This window comes from Kaistia sp. UC242_56, from assembly GCF_044452255.1.
GTDB lineage: Bacteria > Pseudomonadota > Alphaproteobacteria > Rhizobiales > Kaistiaceae > Kaistia > Kaistia defluvii_A.
In genome coordinates this window covers 577466-597323 of record NZ_JBIOAN010000002.1, presented here as the reverse complement: position 1 = coordinate 597323, position 19858 = coordinate 577466, and the positions used below count along the sequence as shown (strand labels likewise).

Here is a 19858-nt window from a genome sequence, read left to right as displayed (position 1 = left end):
TTAAGCCCGCGCGTCGGGCGTGAGCACGAGGCCGAGCGTGTTCTTGAGATAATCGATGCTTTCGAGGGTGCTCTGCTCGGCGGTCTTCTGCGAGGCATCGAGTTCGACGATGGCGAGGCCATCATAGTCGGCGTCGAGCAGTTCCTTGACGATTCCCTTCAGGTCGACGACGCCGGCGCCCAGTTCGCAGAAGGCGGCATAGCGGTCATAGCCCTTCAGGGCGGGATCGACCTTGGTGTCCTTCAAATGCATGTAGCGAATGGCGGAGATGTAGGTCTTCACCGCGTCGACCGGGTCGGAATAGGTCTGCGCCAGATGGGCCGGGTCGATGCAAAGGCCGGCGACCGAGGTGTCGAGCACGTCCATCAGGCGATCGAGCTGTTCGCGCGTCTCGACGAAGGTGTCGAGATGCGGGTGGTAGACCGTGTCGATACCGAGATCCTTGGTGCGACGGCCGATATCCTCGAGCGCGCGGGCGAAATCGCGATAGTCCTGCGCGTCATGTGCATTGCCGGAAGCGACCGACGGTCCGCCGCCCAGCACCAGCACCGGCGCATCGAAACCCTTGAGCAGACGGGCCAGAGACAGCAGGACGTCGCGCTCATATTCCCAGGCGACGGGATTGACGAAGACGGCGTTGACGTAGAGCGACGACAGGCGGATGCCGAGTTCGCTCTGCGCCTTCGACAGGATCGCATAGCGGCGCAGGATGTCGGTATCGGTGGTGACACCCATGGGCGCCTGGTGGCCGAGCTGCATGTATTTGCGCGCGAACTGATCCGACAGGCTGGTGAAGGCCAGGATCTCGAACCAGCCAAAGCCCTGATCCGCCAGGAACTTCAAGGCCGGCTGCAGCGGCAGCCCTTCAAGGTCCCAGCTGTTCAAATGATAGCCGATGGAGAAACGCTGCGGCTTGGCGCTCAGGGTGGTCATGATCTTGTCCTTGTCGATGATCCGTTTCGGGCGGCATGCGTCCGATCAACCGGCGAAGCCCCGGCTTCCCAATGATGCCGGGGCTCGCTTGCGGGTTAGGAGGCTTAGTCCTGCGGCGGCCAGTTGCCCTGGGCGACGAGGTCGTCATAGACAGCCTGAACCGCGTCCGCCGCCTGCTGCGGGGTCAGTTGTCCGCCCACGACACCGGCGATCGACGACGAGACGGCGGTGGCGATTTCAGCCGGCCAGACCCAGTCGAGGAACTTCACCGTGTTCGGGAAGGCGCTGGCGCGCAGATCCTTGGCATAGGCATCTTCGACGACCGGGACGCCCTTGACCGAGGTTGCCAGCGGCTGCTCGGGCTCGAGATAGAGCGTCGCGACTTCGGGCTGGGTCAGGTAGGCCATGAAGGCGACGGCCGGCGCGACCTTCTCGGGCGCGATCGTCGCCGACATGCACATGCCGTTATCGGCGCCGCCGCCATGCTTCGGCTCGCCGGGAGTGCCGGCCATCTTCGGGAAGGCAAAGGTGCCCCACTCGAAGCCCTTCACGCTTTCCTGCAGCGACGGGACTTCCCAGGTGCCGCCGTAATACATGGCGCTCTTGCCGCTGGCGAAGGCCGAGCGCATGCCGTCCTGGTCGACGGCGAGCGAGTCCTTGGACAGGATGCCGTCATCCACCCATGTCTTGATCAGGTCGAAGGCGGCGACGCCGTCGAGATCGTTGAACTTCGCCTTGCCGTCCAGGATCGCCGTAGTACGGCCGATCGGGTCGCCGGAGGCCTGGGCGAAGGTCTCGAAGTACCACATCGGCCACATCGGCGTGTTCGAGCCCTGATGCAGAAGCGGGATCAGCCCGGCCGCGGCGAGCTTCGGCGCGGCGGCCTTCAGGTCCTCATAGCTTGGCGGCACCGGGATGCCGAGATCGGCGAAGACCTTCTTGTTGTAAAAGATCGCCGAGGTCGACATCGTCGTGATCGGCACGGCGTAGACTTCGCCGCGCACGGTGAAGGCGCCGATCGCCGGCTGGTCGAGATTGGCGGAAAACGCCTCGATCTCCTTGGTGATCGGACGAACCAGGCCGCGGCGGACATAGGCGCCGTTGGTGTAGAAGGCCGAGCACGCGATCAGGTCCATTTCCTGATTGGCGAGACGCGCCGTCATCAGGCGCTGGACGTCGTTGGCCTGCGGGCCCTGCGCGTCCCACTCGACGGCCTTGACCTCGGGATGAGCCGCGAGGAAGCCGGAAATCACCTTGTCCTGAATGGCCTTCTGCACGTCAGGCGTCTGACGCGGGGCCAATTTATTGAGTGCCGAGCCGCCGAACACCTTGAGGGTGACACCCTCGGCGCTGGCAATCGACGGAGACAAGGAAGCCAGAACGGTCATGGCACTGGCTAGCATCAGGCGCGAAACGGTTAGCTTGCGAATGAGCATGGAAGTCCCTCCGATCAATGACGAGAACAGGTCCCCTCGACCGCTTCATTCATTGATAGTCATACAATAATCAGATCGAATCCCGGCCTTTGTCAATGGACCTGGAGGTGCGCAGCTCAATTTCGAAATCTGCATTAAAATCAGTCAGATAAGGTTCCGACGTGATCGGATTTTGGACAACTTGCCTTGGTTGACACGGCGTGAGTAATATACTTACTAGCCAAATAAAGTTCTTGGAGCTGAGGGCCGGATGGATCGCTGCGTGGACGCCGGCGATGCAGCGAAACCCGCATGGAGGATCATATGAGTGCTGACGTTTTCTCGGATCATCGCCATGGCGAGACCCTGACCCTCGACCCGGCCCGCACGGCGGTCATCGTCGTCGACATGATCAACGAATTCTGCAAGCCGGGCGGCGCCATGGTGCTGCCGGGCTACGAGAAGCTGGTGCCGCAGCAGCTCGAGGTGATCGAGGCAGCCCGCGCCGTCGGCGCTCCGGTCTTCTGGGTGCATGACGTGCACCGCGCCAACATGCGCCGCGACCGCGAATGGGTGAAGCGCACGCCGCATTGCGTCGAAGGCACGTGGGGCACGGAGATCATCGAGGACCTCGGCGCCCGCGCCGATGAGATCCACATCATCAAGCGCCGCTATTCGGCCTTCTTCCAGACTGATCTCGACATGACCCTGAAGGACATGCAGATCACCCAGCTTGTCGTGTTCGGCGTCGTGACCAATATCTGCGTCCGCTCGACCGTGCATGACGCCTTTTTCATCGGCTATGACGTCGCCGTCCCGCAGGATTGCTGCGCCGCAACCGGTGCGCGCGAGCAGGAAAGCTCGCTCTATGATATCGCGACCCATTTCGGCGTTGTGACGAACGCCGCCGACGTGGTTGCATCCCTCAAGGATGGTCTTGCGCTGCGTCAGGTTTAAGGATTTTCTGAACGCCAGAGTGGCAAGGGGCTACACCTATTGATTGAAAACACAAGCCAGGACGGCGAGCTCGGCGACGAGCCCGCTGCAGGCACGAGCTATAGCCGGGCGCAGATCGACGAGATGATCGCCGCGACTGGCTACGATCTGGATCACCATCCGGCCCATATCATCCGGAAGGTGCACCAGCGCGCCACGACCTGCTTCCAGCAGATCATGGCAGGCGAGGACCTGACGCCGACGCAGTTCGCAGCGCTTGCCACCATTCTGCGGCACGGCGACGTTTCGCAGAACCATCTCGGCCGCCTGACGGCCATGGACCCGTCGACGATCAGCCTGGTGGTGCGCAAGCTCCGCAAGCTGGGGCTGGTCACTCGCGGCACGTCGAGCACCGACCAGCGGATGGTGATCATCACGCTGACGGACAAGGGCGTCGACTACACGCTCGACCGGTTGAGCAAGAGCAAGGAAGCCGGCACCCGGCTTCTGGCACCGCTATCCGCCGCCGAACAGGCGCTGCTACTTGAACTGCTGCAGCGCATCAGCGACGACTGATCGCCGCCTCGTCCCCGACCTGTTGCAGCAGCCAGCCGCGGAAGCGCATGAAGCCTTCCCTCTGTTGGCTGCGATGGGGATAGATCAGCGTGTAGGGCTGGTCGCCGAGCAGCCGCCGCTCCGAAGCCAGCACCAGATCCCCCGCCGCGAGCGCGGCGCGGGCGAGGATTTCCGGCACCAGCGCGACGCCGAGACCGGCGATCGCCGCATGGATCACCATATCGAAATGCTGGAAGCGCGCGCCGCGCAGGATGGTACGGCTGTCGAGACCGGCATCACGGAACCAGTCGAGCCAGAGCGTCGGCCGCGTTGATTGCTGCAGTAAGGGCATGTGCGAAAGCTCGGAATCCGCGAGGACGCTTCTGCCTTCCAGAAGGGACGGGGCGGCGAGAACCACCAGTTGCTCGTCCATCAGCATGTCGGCATGCGCCCCCGGCGGGCGGTGATCGCCGCGCTGGATGGCGGCGTCGAAGCCATCCGCCTCGAAATCGACCACGTCCAGCCGCGCGGAAATATCGAAGGTGAGGTTGGGCGCGACGCTGCGATAGGCCGCAAGTTTGGGCACCAGCCAGGTGCTGCCAAAGGTCGGCAGCACCGCCAGCCGCAGCACGTCGGCATGGCCGCCGAATGCCATCACCGTCATCGCCGCCTGCTGCAGATCCTCCAGCAACCGGTCGACATCGCGATGCAGCGCCCGGCCGGCATCGGAGAGGATCAGCCTTTGCTTGACGCGGTGGAACAGGCGGACGCCGAGCCGCTCCTCCAGCGTGCCGACCGAGCGGCTGACGGCGCTTTGCGTCAGGTTCAGCGCATGCGCGGCGCGCGTGGTCGCACCGAGCCGCGCACAGGCCGAGAAGGCCTGAAGCTCTGTAATCGTGGGGATATAGCCTTCGCGCATGGCCGCCGCTTACCCTCGGATTATGATCGATACTCATCAACTTCGCTGAAAGCCTTGTTATCGCGCCCGGACGCGATTTGCTAGTTTTCGGCAAACGCGTGGCTGCTCGCGGCCCGCATGACCAGACTGCAAAGGTGACAGCATGTCCGCATTGAACCCCACCCTGAAGGCCAAGGATCAACCGGCGCTGTCGCGCTTCGCCTGGGAAGACCCGTTCCATTTCGAGTCCCAGCTCGACGACGAGGAGCGGATGATCCGCGATACGGCCAAGGCCTTTGCCGCCGATCGCCTGATGCCCCGCGTGGAAAAGGCCTATCTGGACGAACTGACCGACCCCGAGATCTTCCGCGAAATGGGCGAGATGGGCCTGCTCGGCGTCACCGTGCCGGCCGAATATGGCGGCGTCGGCGCTTCCTACGTTTCGTACGGCCTCGTGGCGCGCGAGGTCGAGCGGGTCGATTCCGGCTATCGCTCGATGATGAGCGTCCAGTCGTCGCTGGTGATGTATCCCATCTATGCCTATGGCAGCGAGGCGCAGCGCCAGAAGTATCTACCGAAGCTTGCCAGCGGCGAGTGGATCGGCTGCTTCGGCCTGACCGAGCCGGATGCCGGCTCGGATCCCGGCGGCATGATCACCAATGCGCGGAAGACCGAAGGCGGCTACGTCCTGAACGGCGCCAAGACCTGGATCTCCAATTCACCGATCGCCGACGTCTTCATCGTCTGGGCAAAGTCGGAAGCGCATGACGGCGCGATCCGCGGTTTCGTGCTGGAAAAGGGCATGAAGGGCCTCTCCGCTCCCAAGATCGGCGGCAAGCTGTCTCTGCGCGCCTCGATCACCGGCGAGATCGTCATGGCCGATGTCGAGGTTTCCGAAGACGCGCTTCTCCCCAACGTGTCCGGCCTCAAGGGTCCCTTCGGCTGCCTGAACCGCGCCCGCTACGGCATTTCCTGGGGCGTGCTTGGGGCAGCGGAAGATTGCTGGTTCCGCGCCCGCCAGTATGGCCTTGATCGTAAGCAGTTCGGCAAGCCGCTCGCCGGCATGCAGCTCTTCCAGAAGAAGCTCGCCGACATGCAGACGGAGATCGCGCTCGGCCTGCAGGCTTCGCTGCGCGTCGGCCGGCTGTTCGACGAGGGCCAGGCGGCGCCCGAGATGGTGTCGCTGGTCAAGCGCAACAATTGCGGCAAGGCGCTCGACATTGCCCGCCAGGCTCGCGACATGCATGGCGGCAACGGCATCCAGATCGAGTATCACGTCATGCGGCACGCGCAGAACCTCGAGACCGTCAACACCTATGAGGGCACGCATGACGTGCACGCGTTGATCCTCGGCCGCGCCCAGACCGGCATCCAGGCCTTCTTCTGATGCAGGCGCTCGCGGGACTGAAGGTCATCGAGTTGGCCCGGATCCTGGCTGGCCCCTGGGCCGGCCAGACGCTGGCCGATCTCGGCGCCGACGTGATCAAGGTCGAAAGTCCCGAGGGCGACGACACGCGCAGCTGGGGCCCGCCCTTCATCGAGAATGGCGGCGAGACATCGGCCGCCTATTTCCATGCCTGCAATCGCGGCAAGCGCTCGATCGTCGCCGATTTCCGCACCCAGGAAGGCGCCGATCTCGTCCGCGCCCTGATCGCCGATGCCGACGTCGTCATCGAGAATTTCAAAGTCGGCGGCCTGGAGAAATACGGGCTCGACTATGCGAGCCTGAAGGCGATCAACCCGCGCCTCGTCTACTGCTCGATCACCGGCTTCGGCCAGACCGGGCCGTATCGCGAGCGCGCCGGCTATGATTTTCTCATCCAGGGCATGGCCGGGATCATGGATCTGACCGGCGACCCCCAAGGCGAGCCGCAGAAGATCGGCGTCGCTTTTTCCGATATCTTCACCGGCCTCTATAGCGTGATCGCCATCCAGGCGGCCCTGGCCCAGCGCGAGCGCACCGGGCTTGGCCAGCATATCGACATGGCGCTGCTCGATACCTCGGTCGGCGTGCTTGCCAACCAGGCGATGAACTTCCTCGCCACCGGCACCCCGCCGCGCCGGCTCGGCAATGCCCACCCGAACATCGCGCCTTACCAGACCTTCGCGACCTCGGACGGCCATCTCATCCTGGCGGTCGGCAATGACGGTCAGTTCGCCCGCTTTGCCTCGGTCATCGGCAAGCCGGAACTCGCCACGAATCCGCGCTTCCTGACCAATGCCGCACGCGTCGCCAACCGGGCCGCGCTCACCGCACTGCTCGCCGCGGAGCTTGCAATCTGGCAGCGCGATGTCCTGCTCAACAGGCTCGAGGTGGCGCATGTGCCCGCCGGTCCGATCAACACGCTCGAAGACGTGTTCACCGACGCGCAGGTTCTGGCGCGGGGGATGCAGATCGATATCGACGGAATTCCGGGCGTGCGTTCGCCGATCACCATGTCCGGCTCGGAACTGGCGCTGAGCCGGCGCTCGCCGCGCCTGGGCGAGCATGGCGACGAGATCCGGGCCGAGATCTCGGCAAAGGCCTGAGCGGGTTCAGTCCCAAAGCAAGCCCCTAACCCAACCCTCTCCCGCAAGCGGGCGAGGGCTTTTTAGCAGGCGTTCCTCATTTGGCGCAGTCGCAGCAATGGGCGCTAGCGAGCCCCCTCACCCGCTTGCGAGAGAGGGTTGGGGTAAGGGTGGCCCTCCCGAGCCCCACAAACAAAAAGGGCCGCTGTTTCGACAGCGGCCTTCTCTCATTCGGGGAGGAAGTCCGGCCTACTGGCCGATGTCTTCCTTGCGCATGCCGCCGACGCGGGCCAGCGGCCGGCCGGAATCGGTAACGGCGATCGCGACGACCATCTCATGCTTCTTGGGAGCATCCGGAATGCGGACTTCCATGGCATCGAAATGGCTGCGCACGCGCGCGTGGTCCTTATGGCCGAGCGGGACGTCGATGACGGCGCCGATATTGGCCCGCTTCTTCGCCGACGGGATCAGGGCGTCGCCCTTGCCCAGCACGGCGCGGAACGGAGCGCCGAGCTTCGGGTGCATGATCGCCGCCGCATGCTCGAACTCGCCCTCGGCGCCGACGATGACCGCCTTGCCGAAGCTCTCGACCTGGTCGCCGGGAATGCCCAGCAACGCGACGGCCCGCCGGGGCAGGATGTCGCCGAGCTGCTCGCCCAGATCCATCAACTCGCTCAGATCCTCGACATACCGGCCCGAGGCGGAATTCGAGACGACCGCGACGGCCGACACCTTGCGAAAGGGATGCGGCAGGACGACGTCGCCCTCGATCAGCGTCTCTTCCAGCGTCGTGACGATCTTGCGGATGACGGTCATCGCAGGCCGTCCTCGCCCTTGATGTCGGAGACAGCCAGGCCGCCGACGCGGGCATGCACGCGCGAACCGGTGGTCATCGACAGGATCAGAACGATCTCGTCGGCGCGCGGCGCGTCCGGGACATTCACCTCGATGGCGTCGAAATGGCTGCGGACATAGGAGGCGTGGATATGGGTGATCGGGATGTCGATATTGGCGCCGAGGCCGCCGACCTTCTTGGCCGAGGGAACGATCGCCTTGACGTCGCCAAGCAGCGCGCGCATCGCATGGCCGCCGGGCATGTGCCAGAGCGCGCCATGCTCGAGTTCACCGCCCTCGCCGACGATCGCACCCTTGCCGTAGCCTTCGATGACCGACTTGTCGCCGCCGAGCGCATTGAGCAGGCGCGTCGACATTTCCAGGCCAAGCGGCTTCAGATCTTCCATGAAGCCGGTGATGTCTTCGACATAGCGGCCGGCATAGGGGTTCTTCACCACGGCCATGATCGTGCCGCGACGGGGCGGATTGGCGGAAACGGGTCCGCCCTCGTGAAAAATTTCCTCGATGCGGATGAGGAACTTCCGGACGACGACGTCGGTCATTTCAAACTCCTGAAGTGGTCAGTCGAGAGCGATGGCGCGGTTTCAAGCGAAGTGGGGTACCGGTTCGCGTAAAGAAGACGCGATCTGGCAGAGCTCTAGTTGCAGACGAAGGGCAGGCGCTCGGCCGGCGGCGTGTTGCGGCTGCGGCCGGAACGGACGATGCCGTCAATGACGATCATGCCGACGCCGGGCAGGTCGCCAAGCTGGATGCTGTCGAGCAGATCGCGGCCGGCCGAGTGCATCGCCTTGGCGAGGAACACGAAATCGGCGGGACGGCCGACCTCGATCAACCCGCTTTCCAGGCTGCGCATGCGGGCCGTATTGCCAGTGGCAAAGCAGAGCGCGATCTCGGCCGGCACGTCGCCCAGCGACGACAGCAGCGACACCATGCGCAGGATGCCGAGCGGCTGGACGCCCGAGCCGGCGGGGCCATCGGTGCCGAGGATGACACGCTCCATCTCGCCCATTTCGCGCGCGATGCGCAGCGCATAGAGCGCCGCGCGCTCATTGCCGTTATGGACAATCTCGAGGCCGGCCTTGCAGCCTTCGCAGATGCAGCGGATTTCCAGATCCGGCAGGGCGGTGTGGCCGCCATTGATGTGGCCGACGACATCGGTGCCGGCCGCCAGCACCACGTCGGCGCCGATCAGGCCCGAGCCCGGCACGGAGGGGCCGCCGGTATGGATCGTCGACTGGATGCCGTATTTTCGCGCCCAGCCGACCATCTTGCCGGCGGTCTCGCCATCCTTGACGCTGCCGAGGCCGATCTCGCCGAGCAGGCGCACGCCCGCATCTGCCAGATCCTTAAAATCCTGCTCGACCATGCCCTGCTCGATGATCGGGGCACCGGCATGGATCTTGACGCCGCCGGGGCGGAAATTGGTGAAGGTGCGCTGCGCGGCGATCGCCAGCGCCTTCAGGCCGACAATGTCAGTCGGGCGGCCGGGCGTATGCACTTCGCCAGCGGAGATCATGGTGGTGACGCCGCCATGCATGGTGCTGTCGATCCAGCCCATCTGGTTCTGGCGCGGCGTCCAGTCGCCCGCGACGGGGTGGACGTGACTGTCGATCAGCCCCGGTGCCAACGCTGCCTGATTGGCGTCGATGACCTGGGTGGCGTCTTCCGTGTCGAGATCCCCAAGACGGCCGATGGCCGCGATCCTGCCGTCGACGACGACAACCGTATCCGCGTCGAGGATCGGGTTTTCCATGGCGCCGCTAAGGACCATGCCGATATTGCGGATGACGAGTTTGCCCTTCGGCAGCGCCGAGACGGGATCGTGTGACATCGCTCTTCTCCATAACGCGAGATCGTCAAGCCTCCCTTCGTCAACTACACGCAAACTCATATGAGTTCAAACAATAATGATAAGGCAATCCCCATTAGCAACAGCGCTTTCGTCCCTTCCGTTTGAATGACGACGGACGGAAAGCGGCAGGCAGCAACGGCCTGGAATCGCATGTTTCGAGGCAGAAATGCCGCGTCAGGGCGAGGCGAGCGATCCGAGCGGACGCAGACACGAAAGCAGCCGCTCCGCCGCCGGCGACAGGCTCCTGCGCGATCGCGTGATGATGCAAAGCGTCCGCTTCAGCGAGAGATCGCGCAATCCGACATGGCGAATTTCGGGGCTTTGAATCACCGAGGCCGCAAGCTTCGGCATCAGCGCCACGCCCACGCCCTGCGAGATCAGCGTGAGCTGCGCGATGGTGCCATGCGTGCGGATCGAGCCGCGCCGGAATTCGGGCGGGATTTCGGGGGCGGCGGCGATCCGCTTGCCGATGCCAGTGCTCTCGTCGAGCGCGATGACGTCGACGGCCGGGATCTCGGCGAGATCGACCTCGGCGAGCCCGGCGAGCTTGTGGTCGCGATGGCAGACCAGCACGAAAGGGTCGACATGGAACGGCTCGTAGTCGAGCTGGTCGGTCTCGTGCCAGCGTTCCGCCAGGCCAAAATCCACCACCCGGTCCAGCACCAGCGCCCCGATCCGTTCGGCGATGTCGTCATAAACCGTCACCTCTATCGCCGGATGTGCGGCATGGAAGGCACTGAGGGCCGGGGCGAGATGGAACAGCACCACAGACGGGGCGGCGGCCACCCTGACCGCGCCGCGCTCGATGCCGCCGACCCGGCGTAGATCATCCAGCGCCATCTCGAAATCGGAGAGAACCCGGCGCGCCCCGGCCAGGAATTCCTCGCCGGCCTCGGTCGGCGTCACCGGCCGCGCCTCGCGATTGAACAGGCGCAAGCCGCAATCCGCCTCCAGCTGCTTGATCGTCTCGGTCAGTGCCGAAGGGACGATGCCGAGGCTGTCGGCCGCCCGGGTGAACGACTGCTCCTGCGCGAGCGCCAGGGCGGCGCGGAAATGCCGGATGCCGATGTTCGTTTTTTTCGAATGTTTTGTCATTTCATTCCAATGTTACGAAGCGGCTAGGCGTGGTTCAAGGGAGGCTCGAAAGGCTTCGCCATGATCCAATCCGTCCGTCCATTGACCGCCCCTCGTCCGACCGAGCTTGCCGGCTTCGCCGCGGCGCTAGCCGAGGCGGGCTTTGCCGGCGATGTCGCCTCCGACCACGCGGCGCGGGCCGCGATGGCCACCGACAACAGCGTCTACGAACTCGAACCCGACATCATCGTCGCGCCGAAAAGCGCTGCCGACGTCGAGATCCTGATGGTCGTCGCCGACCGGCCCGCGTTCCGGCATCTCGCCGTGACGGCGCGCGGCGGCGGCACTGGCACCAATGGCCAGAGCCTCAATCGCGGCATCATCGTCAATTTCCAGCGCTTCATGACAGGGATCCTGGAACTGAACGCAGCCGAAGGCTGGGTCGATGTCGAGCCGGGTATCGTGCTCGACGAATTGAACGGCCTGATTGCGCATACTGGCCTGTTCTTCGCGCCGAACACCTCGACCTCGAACCGCTGCACCATCGGCGGCATGATCAGCACCGACGCTTCGGGCAAGGGCTCGCGGATCTATGGCAAGACCAGCGACAATGTCCTGGGCCTCGACCTGACGCTGAGCGGCGGCCGCACGATCCGCAGCCTCGAGCCACCGCCCGCCTGGGCACAGCCGATGCTCGACGACATCGCCGATGCCTGCGACGCCGGCCGGCAGGCGTTGATCGACAACACGCCACGCATCTCGCGCCGCTTCACCGGCTACGACCTCGAGCGCGCGCGGCCGGCGGCGGATCGGCTCGAATGGTGGCGGCTGCTGCTCGGCGCCGAGGGGACACTCGGCCTTGTCACGAAGATCCGCCTGAAGCTGACGCCGAAGCCGGCGCAGAAGCGGCTCGTTGTCGTCGCCTTCGACAGTTTCGCCGCTGCGCTGGCGGCCGGGGAACCGATCCTCGCGCACGCGCCGCTGGCGATCGAGATCATGGACGACTGGGTGCAGCGGCTCGCCCGCGACGCCGGCCTGATGGACAGCCTGCCGGTCGATATTCGTGGGCAAGCGGAGGCTCGGATTTCCTATCTGTTCGTCGAGTTCGTCGGCGAGGCGGAAGACGCCCTGACGGACTCGGTCGCCCGCCTGATCGCCGACGCGGCACGGTTTCCCGGCATTATCGGCAGCTATTGCGCCCGCGACGAGGCCGACAGCGCCAAGCTCTGGTCGACGCGGGCCGCCGCCGTTGGCCTGCTCGGAAAGCGCGAGGGCGCCCGCCGGCCGGTCGCCTTCGTCGAGGATTGCGTCGTGCCGGTCGAAAACCTGGTGGCCTTCGTCGAAGGGTTCGATGCGATCCTTAGGGGTCATGGCCTGCGCTATGGCATTTACGGCCATATCGATGTCGGCTGCCTGCACGTGCGCCCAGCTCTCGATCTCGACGAAAAGGCCGATCGGGCGACCTTCCAGGCGATTTCCGACGCCGTCTATGCGCTCTGCAACAGGCATGGCGGCATCTTCTGGGGCGAGCATGGCAAGGGCATTCGCGGCGCCTATCTGCCAGACTATGTCGGTCCCGTGGCCTATGCCGCCTTCCAGCGGATCAAGCACGCCTTCGACCCGCTGGAGCGCTTCAATCCGGGCAAGCTGGTAACGGTCTCCCGCCAGCCGATCGGCATCGTCGAGCTGCCGTTTCGCCAGGGCAATGCCGCCAACGATCCCGGCTTCGAGAAGGCTTTTCACTGCAACGGCAATGCGTCCTGCCTCACCTACAGCAAGACCGTGCCGATCTGCCCGTCCTTCAAGGCGACCCGCGATTTGCGCCAGTCGCCAAAGGGCCGGGCCGAGGCCGTGCGGAAATGGCGGCAGGCGCTGGAAGCCGGGGACACGGACCTGCCCGCGATCGGCCGCGACACCTATGCCGTGCTCGATAGCTGCCTCGGCTGCAGCGCCTGCGGCAGCGCCTGCCCGGTGCATGTCAGCGTTCCCGCGCTGAAATCGCAGTTTCTCGACGCCTATCACAATGACAATCGCCGGCCGCTGCGCGACCATGCGGCGGTCGCTGTCGAGGCTATGGCGCCGCTCGTCGCGGCGATCCGGCCCCTGGCGCGTCGGCTGATGCCCTTGGCGCGCGTCATGGCGCGAGGGCTCGGTCTCATCGACCTGCCAGCGATCTCCGAGCGCGGCTTGTGCCAGCTTGGCCATCCCGTAGTCCGCCACACGAAGATCCGAACACTCGCCGCGGACGAGAAGACCGTGCTGGTGCTGGAGGATGCCTTTACCGCGACCTTCGATACGGCGGCGGTCGGCGCGGTCTGCGATGGACTGGCGGCGCTCGGCTATCGGCCCATCCTCGTCACCCTGCCGCCCGGCTCGAAGGCAGCGCATGTCAAAGGCATGCGCAAGCGTTTCGCCCGGCTGGCGGGCCGGCAGATCGAGGCTCTGACGGAGCTTGGGAAGACCGGCCGCCCGATGGTTGGCGTCGATGCCGCCTTCGTGCTGATGACGCGCAGCGAGTTTAGCGAGCTGACGCCTTCCGTGCCGAAGGTCCTGCTGGTGCAGGAGTTCCTGCGCCAGCGCCTAACAGCGGGAGATCCATGGCCGAAGGCCCTCGCCGCCGCCAGCGAGCCGAGGCTGATGGTCCATTGCACCGAGGCCTCCGCGGCACCGCAGGCGCTCAAACAATGGCAGGAAGTGTTCGCAGCACTCGGCCTATCCGTGCGGCCGACCCCGACCGGCTGTTGCGGCATGGCAGGGCTGTTCGGGCATGAGCAGCGCCAGCAGACGGTGAGCCGAACGCTGTTCGACGCGTCCTGGGCGCCGGCGCTGGCTGGGGAAACGGCGGTGCTTGCCAGCGGCTTCTCGTGCCGCTGCCAAGTCGAGCGCCTGTCGAAAACCACGGCGCTGCACCCGATGGCTGCCATCGCCGCCGGGCTGAAGCCCGGCTAGCGGCGCTTGGGCGCGGCGATCGAACTGCGCAGCAGCACGTCGCTGCCGAGCATGATGCGGCGCGGCGGGCCATCGAGCCCCTTCAGACGGTCGAGCAGCAACCCCGCGGCCTGGCGGCCGACTTCGACCATGTCGCGATCGATCACGGTGATCGGCGGATAGACGAGTTCGCCAAGCAGCGCATCGTCGGCGCCGACGAAGGAGATATCGTCCGGGATCGACAGGCCCAGCAGCCGCACCGCCTTGAGCGCGCCATAGAAGATGTCGCTGCCGGCGGCGAGGATGGCGGTCGGCGGGTTAGCGCCGGTCAGCAGGTCATGCGTTTCGGCCATGCCGCGCTCGGCGCTCTGGGTCCGCGCCCGGATCAGCCAGTCGTCGATCGGCACGCCCGCTTTTTCCAGCGCCCGCTTGAAGCCGGCGACGCGGTCGCGGCCCGGGCGGATGTTGTGCGAGGCGGTGATCAGGCCGATGCGCCGGTGGCCGAGCTGCAGCAATTGCTCAACCACGGTTTCGATCGGCTGCATGTGCTCGCTATAGACGACGTCGGCCTCGACCGGGATGTCGCGGTCGAGCACCACGACGGGAACGCCCATGCGGGCGATCTCCTCGATCGTGCCCGTGGCGTTCTCGTCCGAGAGCGTCACGATCAGCCCATCCATCTGGCGCTGCCGGGCCGCCTGCAGGAATTCGATCTCGCGCGCCGGCGAGCGGTTCGACGAAAAGGCGAACAGCATGTAGCCTTCCGGCGCCAGCACGGTTTCCGCGCCCTGCGCGACGCGGGCGAAGACCTGGTTGGTCATGTCGGGGATCAGGAAGCCGATCGTCATGGTCTGGTTGGTGCGCATGGCGCGCGCCGCGGCATTGGGCTGGTAGCCGAGCTCGGCCATCGCGGCCAGCACGCGCGCCCGCGTTTCCGGCGCGACGCGCGGGCTTTCGCTGGCGACGCGGGAGACGGTCCCGATCGAGACCCCCGCCGTGGCCGCCACTTCATGAATGGTCGGCTGGCGCCGGCCGCCCGGCAATTTCCCTGACATAACGTTTACATCCCTACCCTGTCTTCTTGCGGATCAGGGGCATGGACCGGCGATCGCATGCGCGTTTCCTCGTTAGTACAGGCTGCCATCGACCCTACGGACAAGCAAGGATTATCGCGCTATCTGATGTGAATTGATGGATTTCCAAAGCCTATGGTAGGACCATGTTGACGTTTACACCGTCCTGCCATTTTATGGGCCGGCTCGCTGGCTGGGGCGGCCGATGCATGCCTGCGGATCGACCGATACTGGCGCATCGCCGCAGGCGCCCCAGCGCGGGCTCGCGAAAGGGAGAGGAAACATGGATCCATTCAAACGCCGGCAACTCGGCGGCACCGACGTGATGCTGCCGCAGATCGGCTTCGGCGCGGCGCCGCTCGGCGAGCTGTTCACCAAGGTTTCGGACGCCGACGCGGAGGCGACGCTGAAGTCTGCCTGGGACGCCGGCGTGCGCTACTACGACACCGCCCCCTGGTATGGCCGGGGCCAGAGCGAACACCGCGTCGGCCGTTTCCTCTACAAGCAGGACCGCAACGAGCTGATCCTTTCGACCAAGGTCGGCCGCATCCTGCGCGCGCCGATCCAGAAACCGGACCAGTTCGATACCGGCTTCTGGTCCGGCGGCCTGCATTTCGATCACTATTTCGACTACAGCTATGATGGCGTCATGCGCGCCTATGAGGACAGCCTCCAGCGCCTCGGCATGAACCGCATCGACACGCTGGTGATCCATGATCTCGACTGGTGGCACCGCGGCTCGGAACCCATGGTGCAGGCGGGCTTCGCCCAGCTCGCCAATGGCGGTTTTCGCGCGCTCGCCGACCTGAAGGCGGCCGGGCGCATCCGCGCCATCGGCGCCGGCATCAACGAACTCGGCCTGATCCAGCGTTTCCTCGAACTGTTCGACATGGATTTCTTCCTGCTGGCGCTGCGCTACACGCTGGGCGAGCAGGAGACGCTGACGAAGGAACTGCCGCTCTGCGTCGAGCGCAAGGTCGGCATCATCATCGGCGGCGTGTTCTCGTCCGGCCTCTACGCCACCGGCCCGGTACCGGGCGCAAAGTACAATTACTTCGAGCCGACGCCGGAAATCCTGGAGAAGGCGCGCCGCATCGCCGAGGTCTGCCAACGCCACAACGTGCCGCTGCCGGCTGCGGCCCTGCAGTTCCCGCTGCACCATCCGGCCGTCACCTCCGTCATCCCCGGCGCGTTCAAGCCGGAACAGGTGACGACCAATCTCGACTATGTCCGGCTCGATATCCCTCGCGATCTCTGGGCCGAGCTGAAGCACGAAGGCCTGATCCGCGCCGACGCTCCGACGCCATAGGGCGGCCAAGGCTCAGGCTTACCCCCTCTCCCGTTCACGGGAGAGGGGCAGAAAGATGCAACGCTCGCTGGGCTTCCCGACCGCCTAGACGACGGGGAGCGAACCGCCATCGATGCGGAACTCGGCCCCGGTGATCGACGCCGCGCGGTCGGAGGCCAGAAAGGCGATCAGCTCGGCGACTTCCAGCGGCGTGTTGGGACGGCCGATCGGGATGCCGCCGATCGCCTTCATCAGCTCGGCGCGGGCGGTGTCAAAGTCCGACCCGGCCTTGTCCGCAAGCCGCTCGACCAGCGCCACCGACGACTCGGTTTCCGTCCAGCCCGGCGAAACCCGCATGACGCGGACGCCCTTGGGGCTGACCTCCTTCGACAGGCCCTTGCTGTAGTTGGCCAGCGCGGCCTTGGCGGCGGCATATCCAAGCGTCGATTCGAACACCGGCGATTGCGCCTGGATCGACGTCACATGCACGATCACGCCGGAGCCTTTCTCCAGCATCGAGGGCAGCAGCGCGCGGTCGAGGCGAACGGCGGAAAAGAAGTTGAGGTTCATCTCTTTGGCCCACTCGTCTTCGTCCAGGGCGGCGAAGCCTCCGCCCGGTGCGTGCGAACCGCCCAGCGCGTGGACGACAACGTCAACGCCGCCCAGCCGCGAGAGCACGGCCTCGGTGACGCTGGTACAGCCTTCGATCGTGGCGACATCGGCCGCGATCGAGATCAACTGGTCGTCGGCACCTTCCAGGGCGGTCCGCGCCACGCCGAGCACGGTCGCGCCGCCTTCCCGAAACTTGAGCGCCGTCGCCCGGCCGATGCCGCGGCTGGCGCCGGTGACGAGAACGCGCTTGCCGTGAAAATCGGAAGCCATTAGCCGATCTCCAGCGAGCGGATCTCATCCCCCGCGAGGGCGAAGCGCTGCGTCAGCTGCACCGGCGAACCCGGGAACTGGCCGCTGACCCGGACGGAGACGACATGAACGCCATCCTGTTCGCGGGAACCCAGCACCTCAGTTTCGTGCTTGTATTGCGCATAGGCGTTGGCGGCCCAGGTGGCGATGGCGGCGCGTCCGGTCCGGACCGCGCCTTCGTCGCGCACCACGCCGTCGACGGCGAAACAATGGGCGAGCGCTTTGAAATCATGGGCGGCGGCGGCCGAATAATAGGCGGTGACAGAAGGGGGAAGTTTGTCGGTCATGGCTCACTCCGTTGCATGAAGCCAAGACATGCGAGTAGACTGCCAAAATGACAAGAACCGACGGAAAAGTAAGGTACGAACCAAAAAGTAAGGTGGACGCCAGCGGCGCGCCCTACACGCCGCAGACCGCGGCGTCCGATGTCGCGGCGACGCTCGGAATTCTGGAGGGGCGCTGGAAGCTGCTCATCCTGTTCCATCTGTTCGACGGAAAGGAACATCGCTTCTCCGAACTGGAGCGGGCCATGCCGGGCATCTCGCAGAAGATGCTCATCCAGCAGCTGCGGCAGCTGGAGAGCGACGGCGTCGTTCGCCGAATTGTCCACCATCAGGTGCCGCCCAAGGTGGAGTATCGCCTGACCGAATGGGGCCAGGCGCTTTGTCCGGCGCTCGACGCGATCCTCGTCTGGGCGGCGGCCCGCGAAAGGCTGGTCGACGCCGGGACTGTCGCGGAGCCATCGCCTCAATAGGTGGCGCGGCCGCCCGAGAGATCGAAGGTGGCACCCGTGGTGAAGGAGTTTTCCTCCGACGACAGGAAGCAGATCATGCTGGCCGCTTCCGAAAGCTCCAGCATTCTGCCGCGCGGGATCTTCGCCAGGATATAGGCGAGGAATTCCGGCGCCTGGCTCAGCGCCATCGTCGTCTTGGCCACGGCCGGCGTCACGGCGTTGACCGAGATGTTCTGCGTCGCCAGTTCCTTGCCGAGCGATTTCGTCAGCGCCAGCACGCCCGCCTTGGTCGAGGAATAGGCGACGGCGTTGGGATTGCCTTCCTTGCCGGCGACCGAGCTCACATTGACGATGCGGCCGTAATTGCGCGCGATCATGTGCGGGACGACGGCGCGGCAGCAATGGAAGGTGCCGGTCAGGCCGATATGGACGACGTCGCTGAAGGCCTGCGGCGGATATTCCCAGGTCGGCGCGTTCGGCCCGACAATGGCGGCATTGTTGATCAGGATGTCGATCTGGCCGAAATGGCCGATCACCGCCGCCGTCGCCGCCTCAACCGCGGCCAGATCGCCGATGTCGACGGCGCGGCCCTCGACATTCGCGCTGCCGATTTCGGCGACGGTCTTTTCGAGCAGGGCGGCGTCGCGGTCCCAGATGGAGACCTTGCCGCCCGAGGCGAGGATGCGCTCGGCGACGGTGCGGCCGATGCCCTGGCCGCCGCCGGTGACGATGGCGACGCGGTCCTTGAAATCATAGTGGTTCATGATGGCTTCCGTTGCGACGGCGGGCGGCTGCGAAGGGCTCGCCGCCGGTACGAGAGGGTGGATATGACAATGCCCGCGACGGGCAAAAGCACATCGCGGGCATCGAACGGGACCGACGGATCAGAAGTTGAAGTCGGCGATGTTGGTCTTGTCGAAGGTGGTGAGATCGGCCTGCGTCTTGATCACGCTGTCCTTCTCGACGGTCACCTTGCCGAGGCCCGGCACTTCGAAGACGGTGCCTGCCTCATTCTTGATCGTGCCGTTCTTGACGCCGACGGCGAAGTTGGCGGCGAGCAGGCCCTGGTTGTAGGGGCTCCAGAGCTGGAACGCCTCGACCGTGCCGTTCTCGATGAAGCGGCGCATCTGGTTGGGCGTGCCGAGACCGACGACCTTGACCTTGTCGGCCTTCTTGGCCGTCTCCACGACCTGGGCGGCGGCGGCAACGCCGACCGTCGTGGGCGAGATAATGCCCTTCAGGTTCGGGTAGTTGGCGAGCAGGGCCTCGGTCTCGGTGGTCGACTTCTGCGGATCATCATCGCCGTAAGCGATCGTGACCAGCTTCATCTTGGCGTATTTCGGATCCTTCTCGAGCGTATCCTTCATCGCCGCGATCCAGACGTTCTGGTCCGGGGCGTCGGTGGTGGCCGAGAGGATGGCGATCTCGCCTTCATAGCTAATCTGCTTGCCGAGCAGTTCGACCTGCGACGGGCCGGTCTTGGTGAAATCGACCGGCAGGATGGCGGCGTCGCGGTGCGTTTCGTTGCCCGGCATGTCGGAATTGACCGACAGGATGATCGTGCCCTTGGCGCGGGCGCGGTCGAACACCTGGTTCAGCGCATCCGGGCTATTGGGCGAGATGGCGACGACGTTGACGCCGCGCTGGATCTGCGCGGTGACGAACGGGATCTGCGAGGTGGCTTCGGCCGAGGCCGGAGCGACGGTGGTGAACTCGCAGCCGAGCGTCTTGCAGCCGTCCTCGAAGCCCTTGATGATCGAATCGAAGTACGGGTTGCCCGTGTTCTTCGGGATGTAGACGATCGAGACCGGGTCGGCGGCATAGGCCGCGCCGGAGAGAAGCGTCGCACCGAGTGCGACGGCGAGCATCAGGTTTCTTCTCAGCATTTT

General features: G+C 65.3%; 19 protein-coding genes. 7 read left to right on the top strand and 12 right to left on the bottom strand.

Going from position 1 to position 19858, the window contains the following annotated elements; translation table 11 throughout:
• Both ACHMWQ_RS05550 and ACHMWQ_RS05545 read right to left on the bottom strand, forming a co-directional pair.
• Positions 1 to 933, bottom strand: coding sequence for a sugar phosphate isomerase/epimerase family protein (locus tag ACHMWQ_RS05550; RefSeq protein WP_396306696.1), 933 nt, complete (start codon positions 931 to 933; stop codon positions 1 to 3).
• A 104-nt stretch (positions 934 to 1037) separates the two neighbouring features.
• Positions 1038 to 2369: an extracellular solute-binding protein gene (locus ACHMWQ_RS05545; protein WP_396306695.1), complete on the bottom strand. Its 1332-nt coding sequence runs from the start codon at positions 2367 to 2369 to the stop codon at positions 1038 to 1040.
• 303 nt (positions 2370 to 2672) lie between these two features.
• Here ACHMWQ_RS05545 and ACHMWQ_RS05540 point away from each other — a divergent pair, with 303 nt between their 5' ends.
• Positions 2673 to 3305 carry a cysteine hydrolase family protein gene (locus ACHMWQ_RS05540; RefSeq protein WP_396306694.1) on the top strand — a complete coding sequence of 211 codons (633 nt, stop codon included), beginning with the start codon at positions 2673 to 2675 and terminating at the stop codon, positions 3303 to 3305.
• A 42-nt stretch (positions 3306 to 3347) separates the two neighbouring features.
• On the top strand, positions 3348 to 3860 hold the full coding sequence (locus tag ACHMWQ_RS05535; RefSeq protein ID WP_396309394.1) for a MarR family winged helix-turn-helix transcriptional regulator: 513 nt from the start codon (positions 3348 to 3350) through the stop codon (positions 3858 to 3860).
• Here the strand turns inward: ACHMWQ_RS05535 and ACHMWQ_RS05530 are convergent.
• Positions 3847 to 4758, bottom strand: a complete 912-nt coding sequence (locus tag ACHMWQ_RS05530; RefSeq protein WP_396306693.1) for a LysR substrate-binding domain-containing protein — start codon at positions 4756 to 4758, stop codon at positions 3847 to 3849. The genes ACHMWQ_RS05535 and ACHMWQ_RS05530 overlap by 14 nt on opposite strands.
• 187 nt (positions 4759 to 4945) lie before the next feature.
• On the opposite strand from ACHMWQ_RS05530, the gene ACHMWQ_RS05525 reads away from it, so the two are divergent.
• Both ACHMWQ_RS05525 and ACHMWQ_RS05520 read left to right on the top strand, forming a co-directional pair.
• The gene (locus ACHMWQ_RS05525; RefSeq protein ID WP_396309393.1) at positions 4946 to 6124 is read left to right on the top strand and encodes an acyl-CoA dehydrogenase; all 1179 of its coding nucleotides are present in this window, start codon (positions 4946 to 4948) and stop codon (positions 6122 to 6124) included.
• A complete protein-coding gene (locus tag ACHMWQ_RS05520) occupies positions 6124 to 7266 on the top strand; it encodes a CaiB/BaiF CoA transferase family protein (RefSeq protein WP_396306692.1) in 1143 nt (380 codons plus the stop codon). Before ACHMWQ_RS05525 ends, ACHMWQ_RS05520 begins: the two co-directional genes overlap by 1 nt.
• A 228-nt stretch (positions 7267 to 7494) precedes the next feature.
• Here ACHMWQ_RS05520 and ACHMWQ_RS05515 read toward each other — a convergent pair whose 3' ends face one another.
• The 4 genes from ACHMWQ_RS05515 to ACHMWQ_RS05500 all read right to left on the bottom strand — a co-directional run bounded on the left by ACHMWQ_RS05515 (position 7495) and on the right by ACHMWQ_RS05500 (position 11047).
• On the bottom strand, positions 7495 to 8061 hold the full coding sequence (locus ACHMWQ_RS05515; protein WP_354553511.1) for an amino acid synthesis family protein: 567 nt from the start codon (positions 8059 to 8061) through the stop codon (positions 7495 to 7497).
• On the bottom strand, positions 8058 to 8642 hold the full coding sequence (locus ACHMWQ_RS05510) for an amino acid synthesis family protein (RefSeq protein WP_354553510.1): 585 nt from the start codon (positions 8640 to 8642) through the stop codon (positions 8058 to 8060). Before ACHMWQ_RS05510 ends, ACHMWQ_RS05515 begins: the two co-directional genes overlap by 4 nt.
• Before the next feature lie 95 nt (positions 8643 to 8737).
• Positions 8738 to 9931, bottom strand: a complete 1194-nt coding sequence (locus ACHMWQ_RS05505) for an amidohydrolase family protein (protein WP_396306691.1) — start codon at positions 9929 to 9931, stop codon at positions 8738 to 8740.
• Positions 9932 to 10126: 195 nt separating this feature from the next.
• Positions 10127 to 11047 carry a LysR family transcriptional regulator gene (locus ACHMWQ_RS05500; RefSeq protein ID WP_396306690.1) on the bottom strand — a complete coding sequence of 307 codons (921 nt, stop codon included), beginning with the start codon at positions 11045 to 11047 and terminating at the stop codon, positions 10127 to 10129.
• Between the two features lie 60 nt (positions 11048 to 11107).
• On the opposite strand from ACHMWQ_RS05500, the gene ACHMWQ_RS05495 reads away from it, so the two are divergent.
• A complete protein-coding gene (locus ACHMWQ_RS05495; protein ID WP_396306689.1) occupies positions 11108 to 13975 on the top strand; it encodes an FAD-binding and (Fe-S)-binding domain-containing protein in 2868 nt (955 codons plus the stop codon).
• Here the strand turns inward: ACHMWQ_RS05495 and ACHMWQ_RS05490 are convergent.
• Positions 13972 to 15009, bottom strand: a complete 1038-nt coding sequence (locus tag ACHMWQ_RS05490; protein ID WP_396306688.1) for a LacI family DNA-binding transcriptional regulator — start codon at positions 15007 to 15009, stop codon at positions 13972 to 13974. The genes ACHMWQ_RS05495 and ACHMWQ_RS05490 overlap by 4 nt on opposite strands.
• Positions 15010 to 15310: 301 nt before the next feature.
• On the opposite strand from ACHMWQ_RS05490, the gene ACHMWQ_RS05485 reads away from it, so the two are divergent.
• Positions 15311 to 16336, top strand: a complete 1026-nt coding sequence (locus ACHMWQ_RS05485) for an aldo/keto reductase (protein ID WP_396306687.1) — start codon at positions 15311 to 15313, stop codon at positions 16334 to 16336.
• A gap of 84 nt (positions 16337 to 16420) precedes the next feature.
• Here the strand turns inward: ACHMWQ_RS05485 and ACHMWQ_RS05480 are convergent, their stop codons facing one another.
• Both ACHMWQ_RS05480 and ACHMWQ_RS05475 read right to left on the bottom strand, forming a co-directional pair.
• Positions 16421 to 17197, bottom strand: coding sequence for an SDR family oxidoreductase (locus tag ACHMWQ_RS05480; protein ID WP_396306686.1), 777 nt, complete (start codon positions 17195 to 17197; stop codon positions 16421 to 16423).
• Positions 17197 to 17523, bottom strand: coding sequence for a nuclear transport factor 2 family protein (locus ACHMWQ_RS05475; RefSeq protein WP_396306685.1), 327 nt, complete (start codon positions 17521 to 17523; stop codon positions 17197 to 17199). The genes ACHMWQ_RS05480 and ACHMWQ_RS05475 overlap by 1 nt, the downstream gene beginning before the upstream one ends.
• A 47-nt stretch (positions 17524 to 17570) precedes the next feature.
• On the opposite strand from ACHMWQ_RS05475, the gene ACHMWQ_RS05470 reads away from it, so the two are divergent.
• Positions 17571 to 17990: a winged helix-turn-helix transcriptional regulator gene (locus tag ACHMWQ_RS05470; protein WP_396306684.1), complete on the top strand. Its 420-nt coding sequence runs from the start codon at positions 17571 to 17573 to the stop codon at positions 17988 to 17990.
• Here the strand turns inward: ACHMWQ_RS05470 and ACHMWQ_RS05465 are convergent.
• Positions 17984 to 18733, bottom strand: coding sequence for an SDR family NAD(P)-dependent oxidoreductase (locus tag ACHMWQ_RS05465; protein ID WP_396306683.1), 750 nt, complete (start codon positions 18731 to 18733; stop codon positions 17984 to 17986). The genes ACHMWQ_RS05470 and ACHMWQ_RS05465 overlap by 7 nt on opposite strands.
• Before the next feature lie 120 nt (positions 18734 to 18853).
• Entirely contained in the window at positions 18854 to 19855 is a 1002-nt protein-coding gene (locus tag ACHMWQ_RS05460) for a substrate-binding domain-containing protein (RefSeq protein WP_396306682.1), read from the bottom strand.
• Between the last annotated feature and the right edge of the window lie 3 nt (positions 19856 to 19858).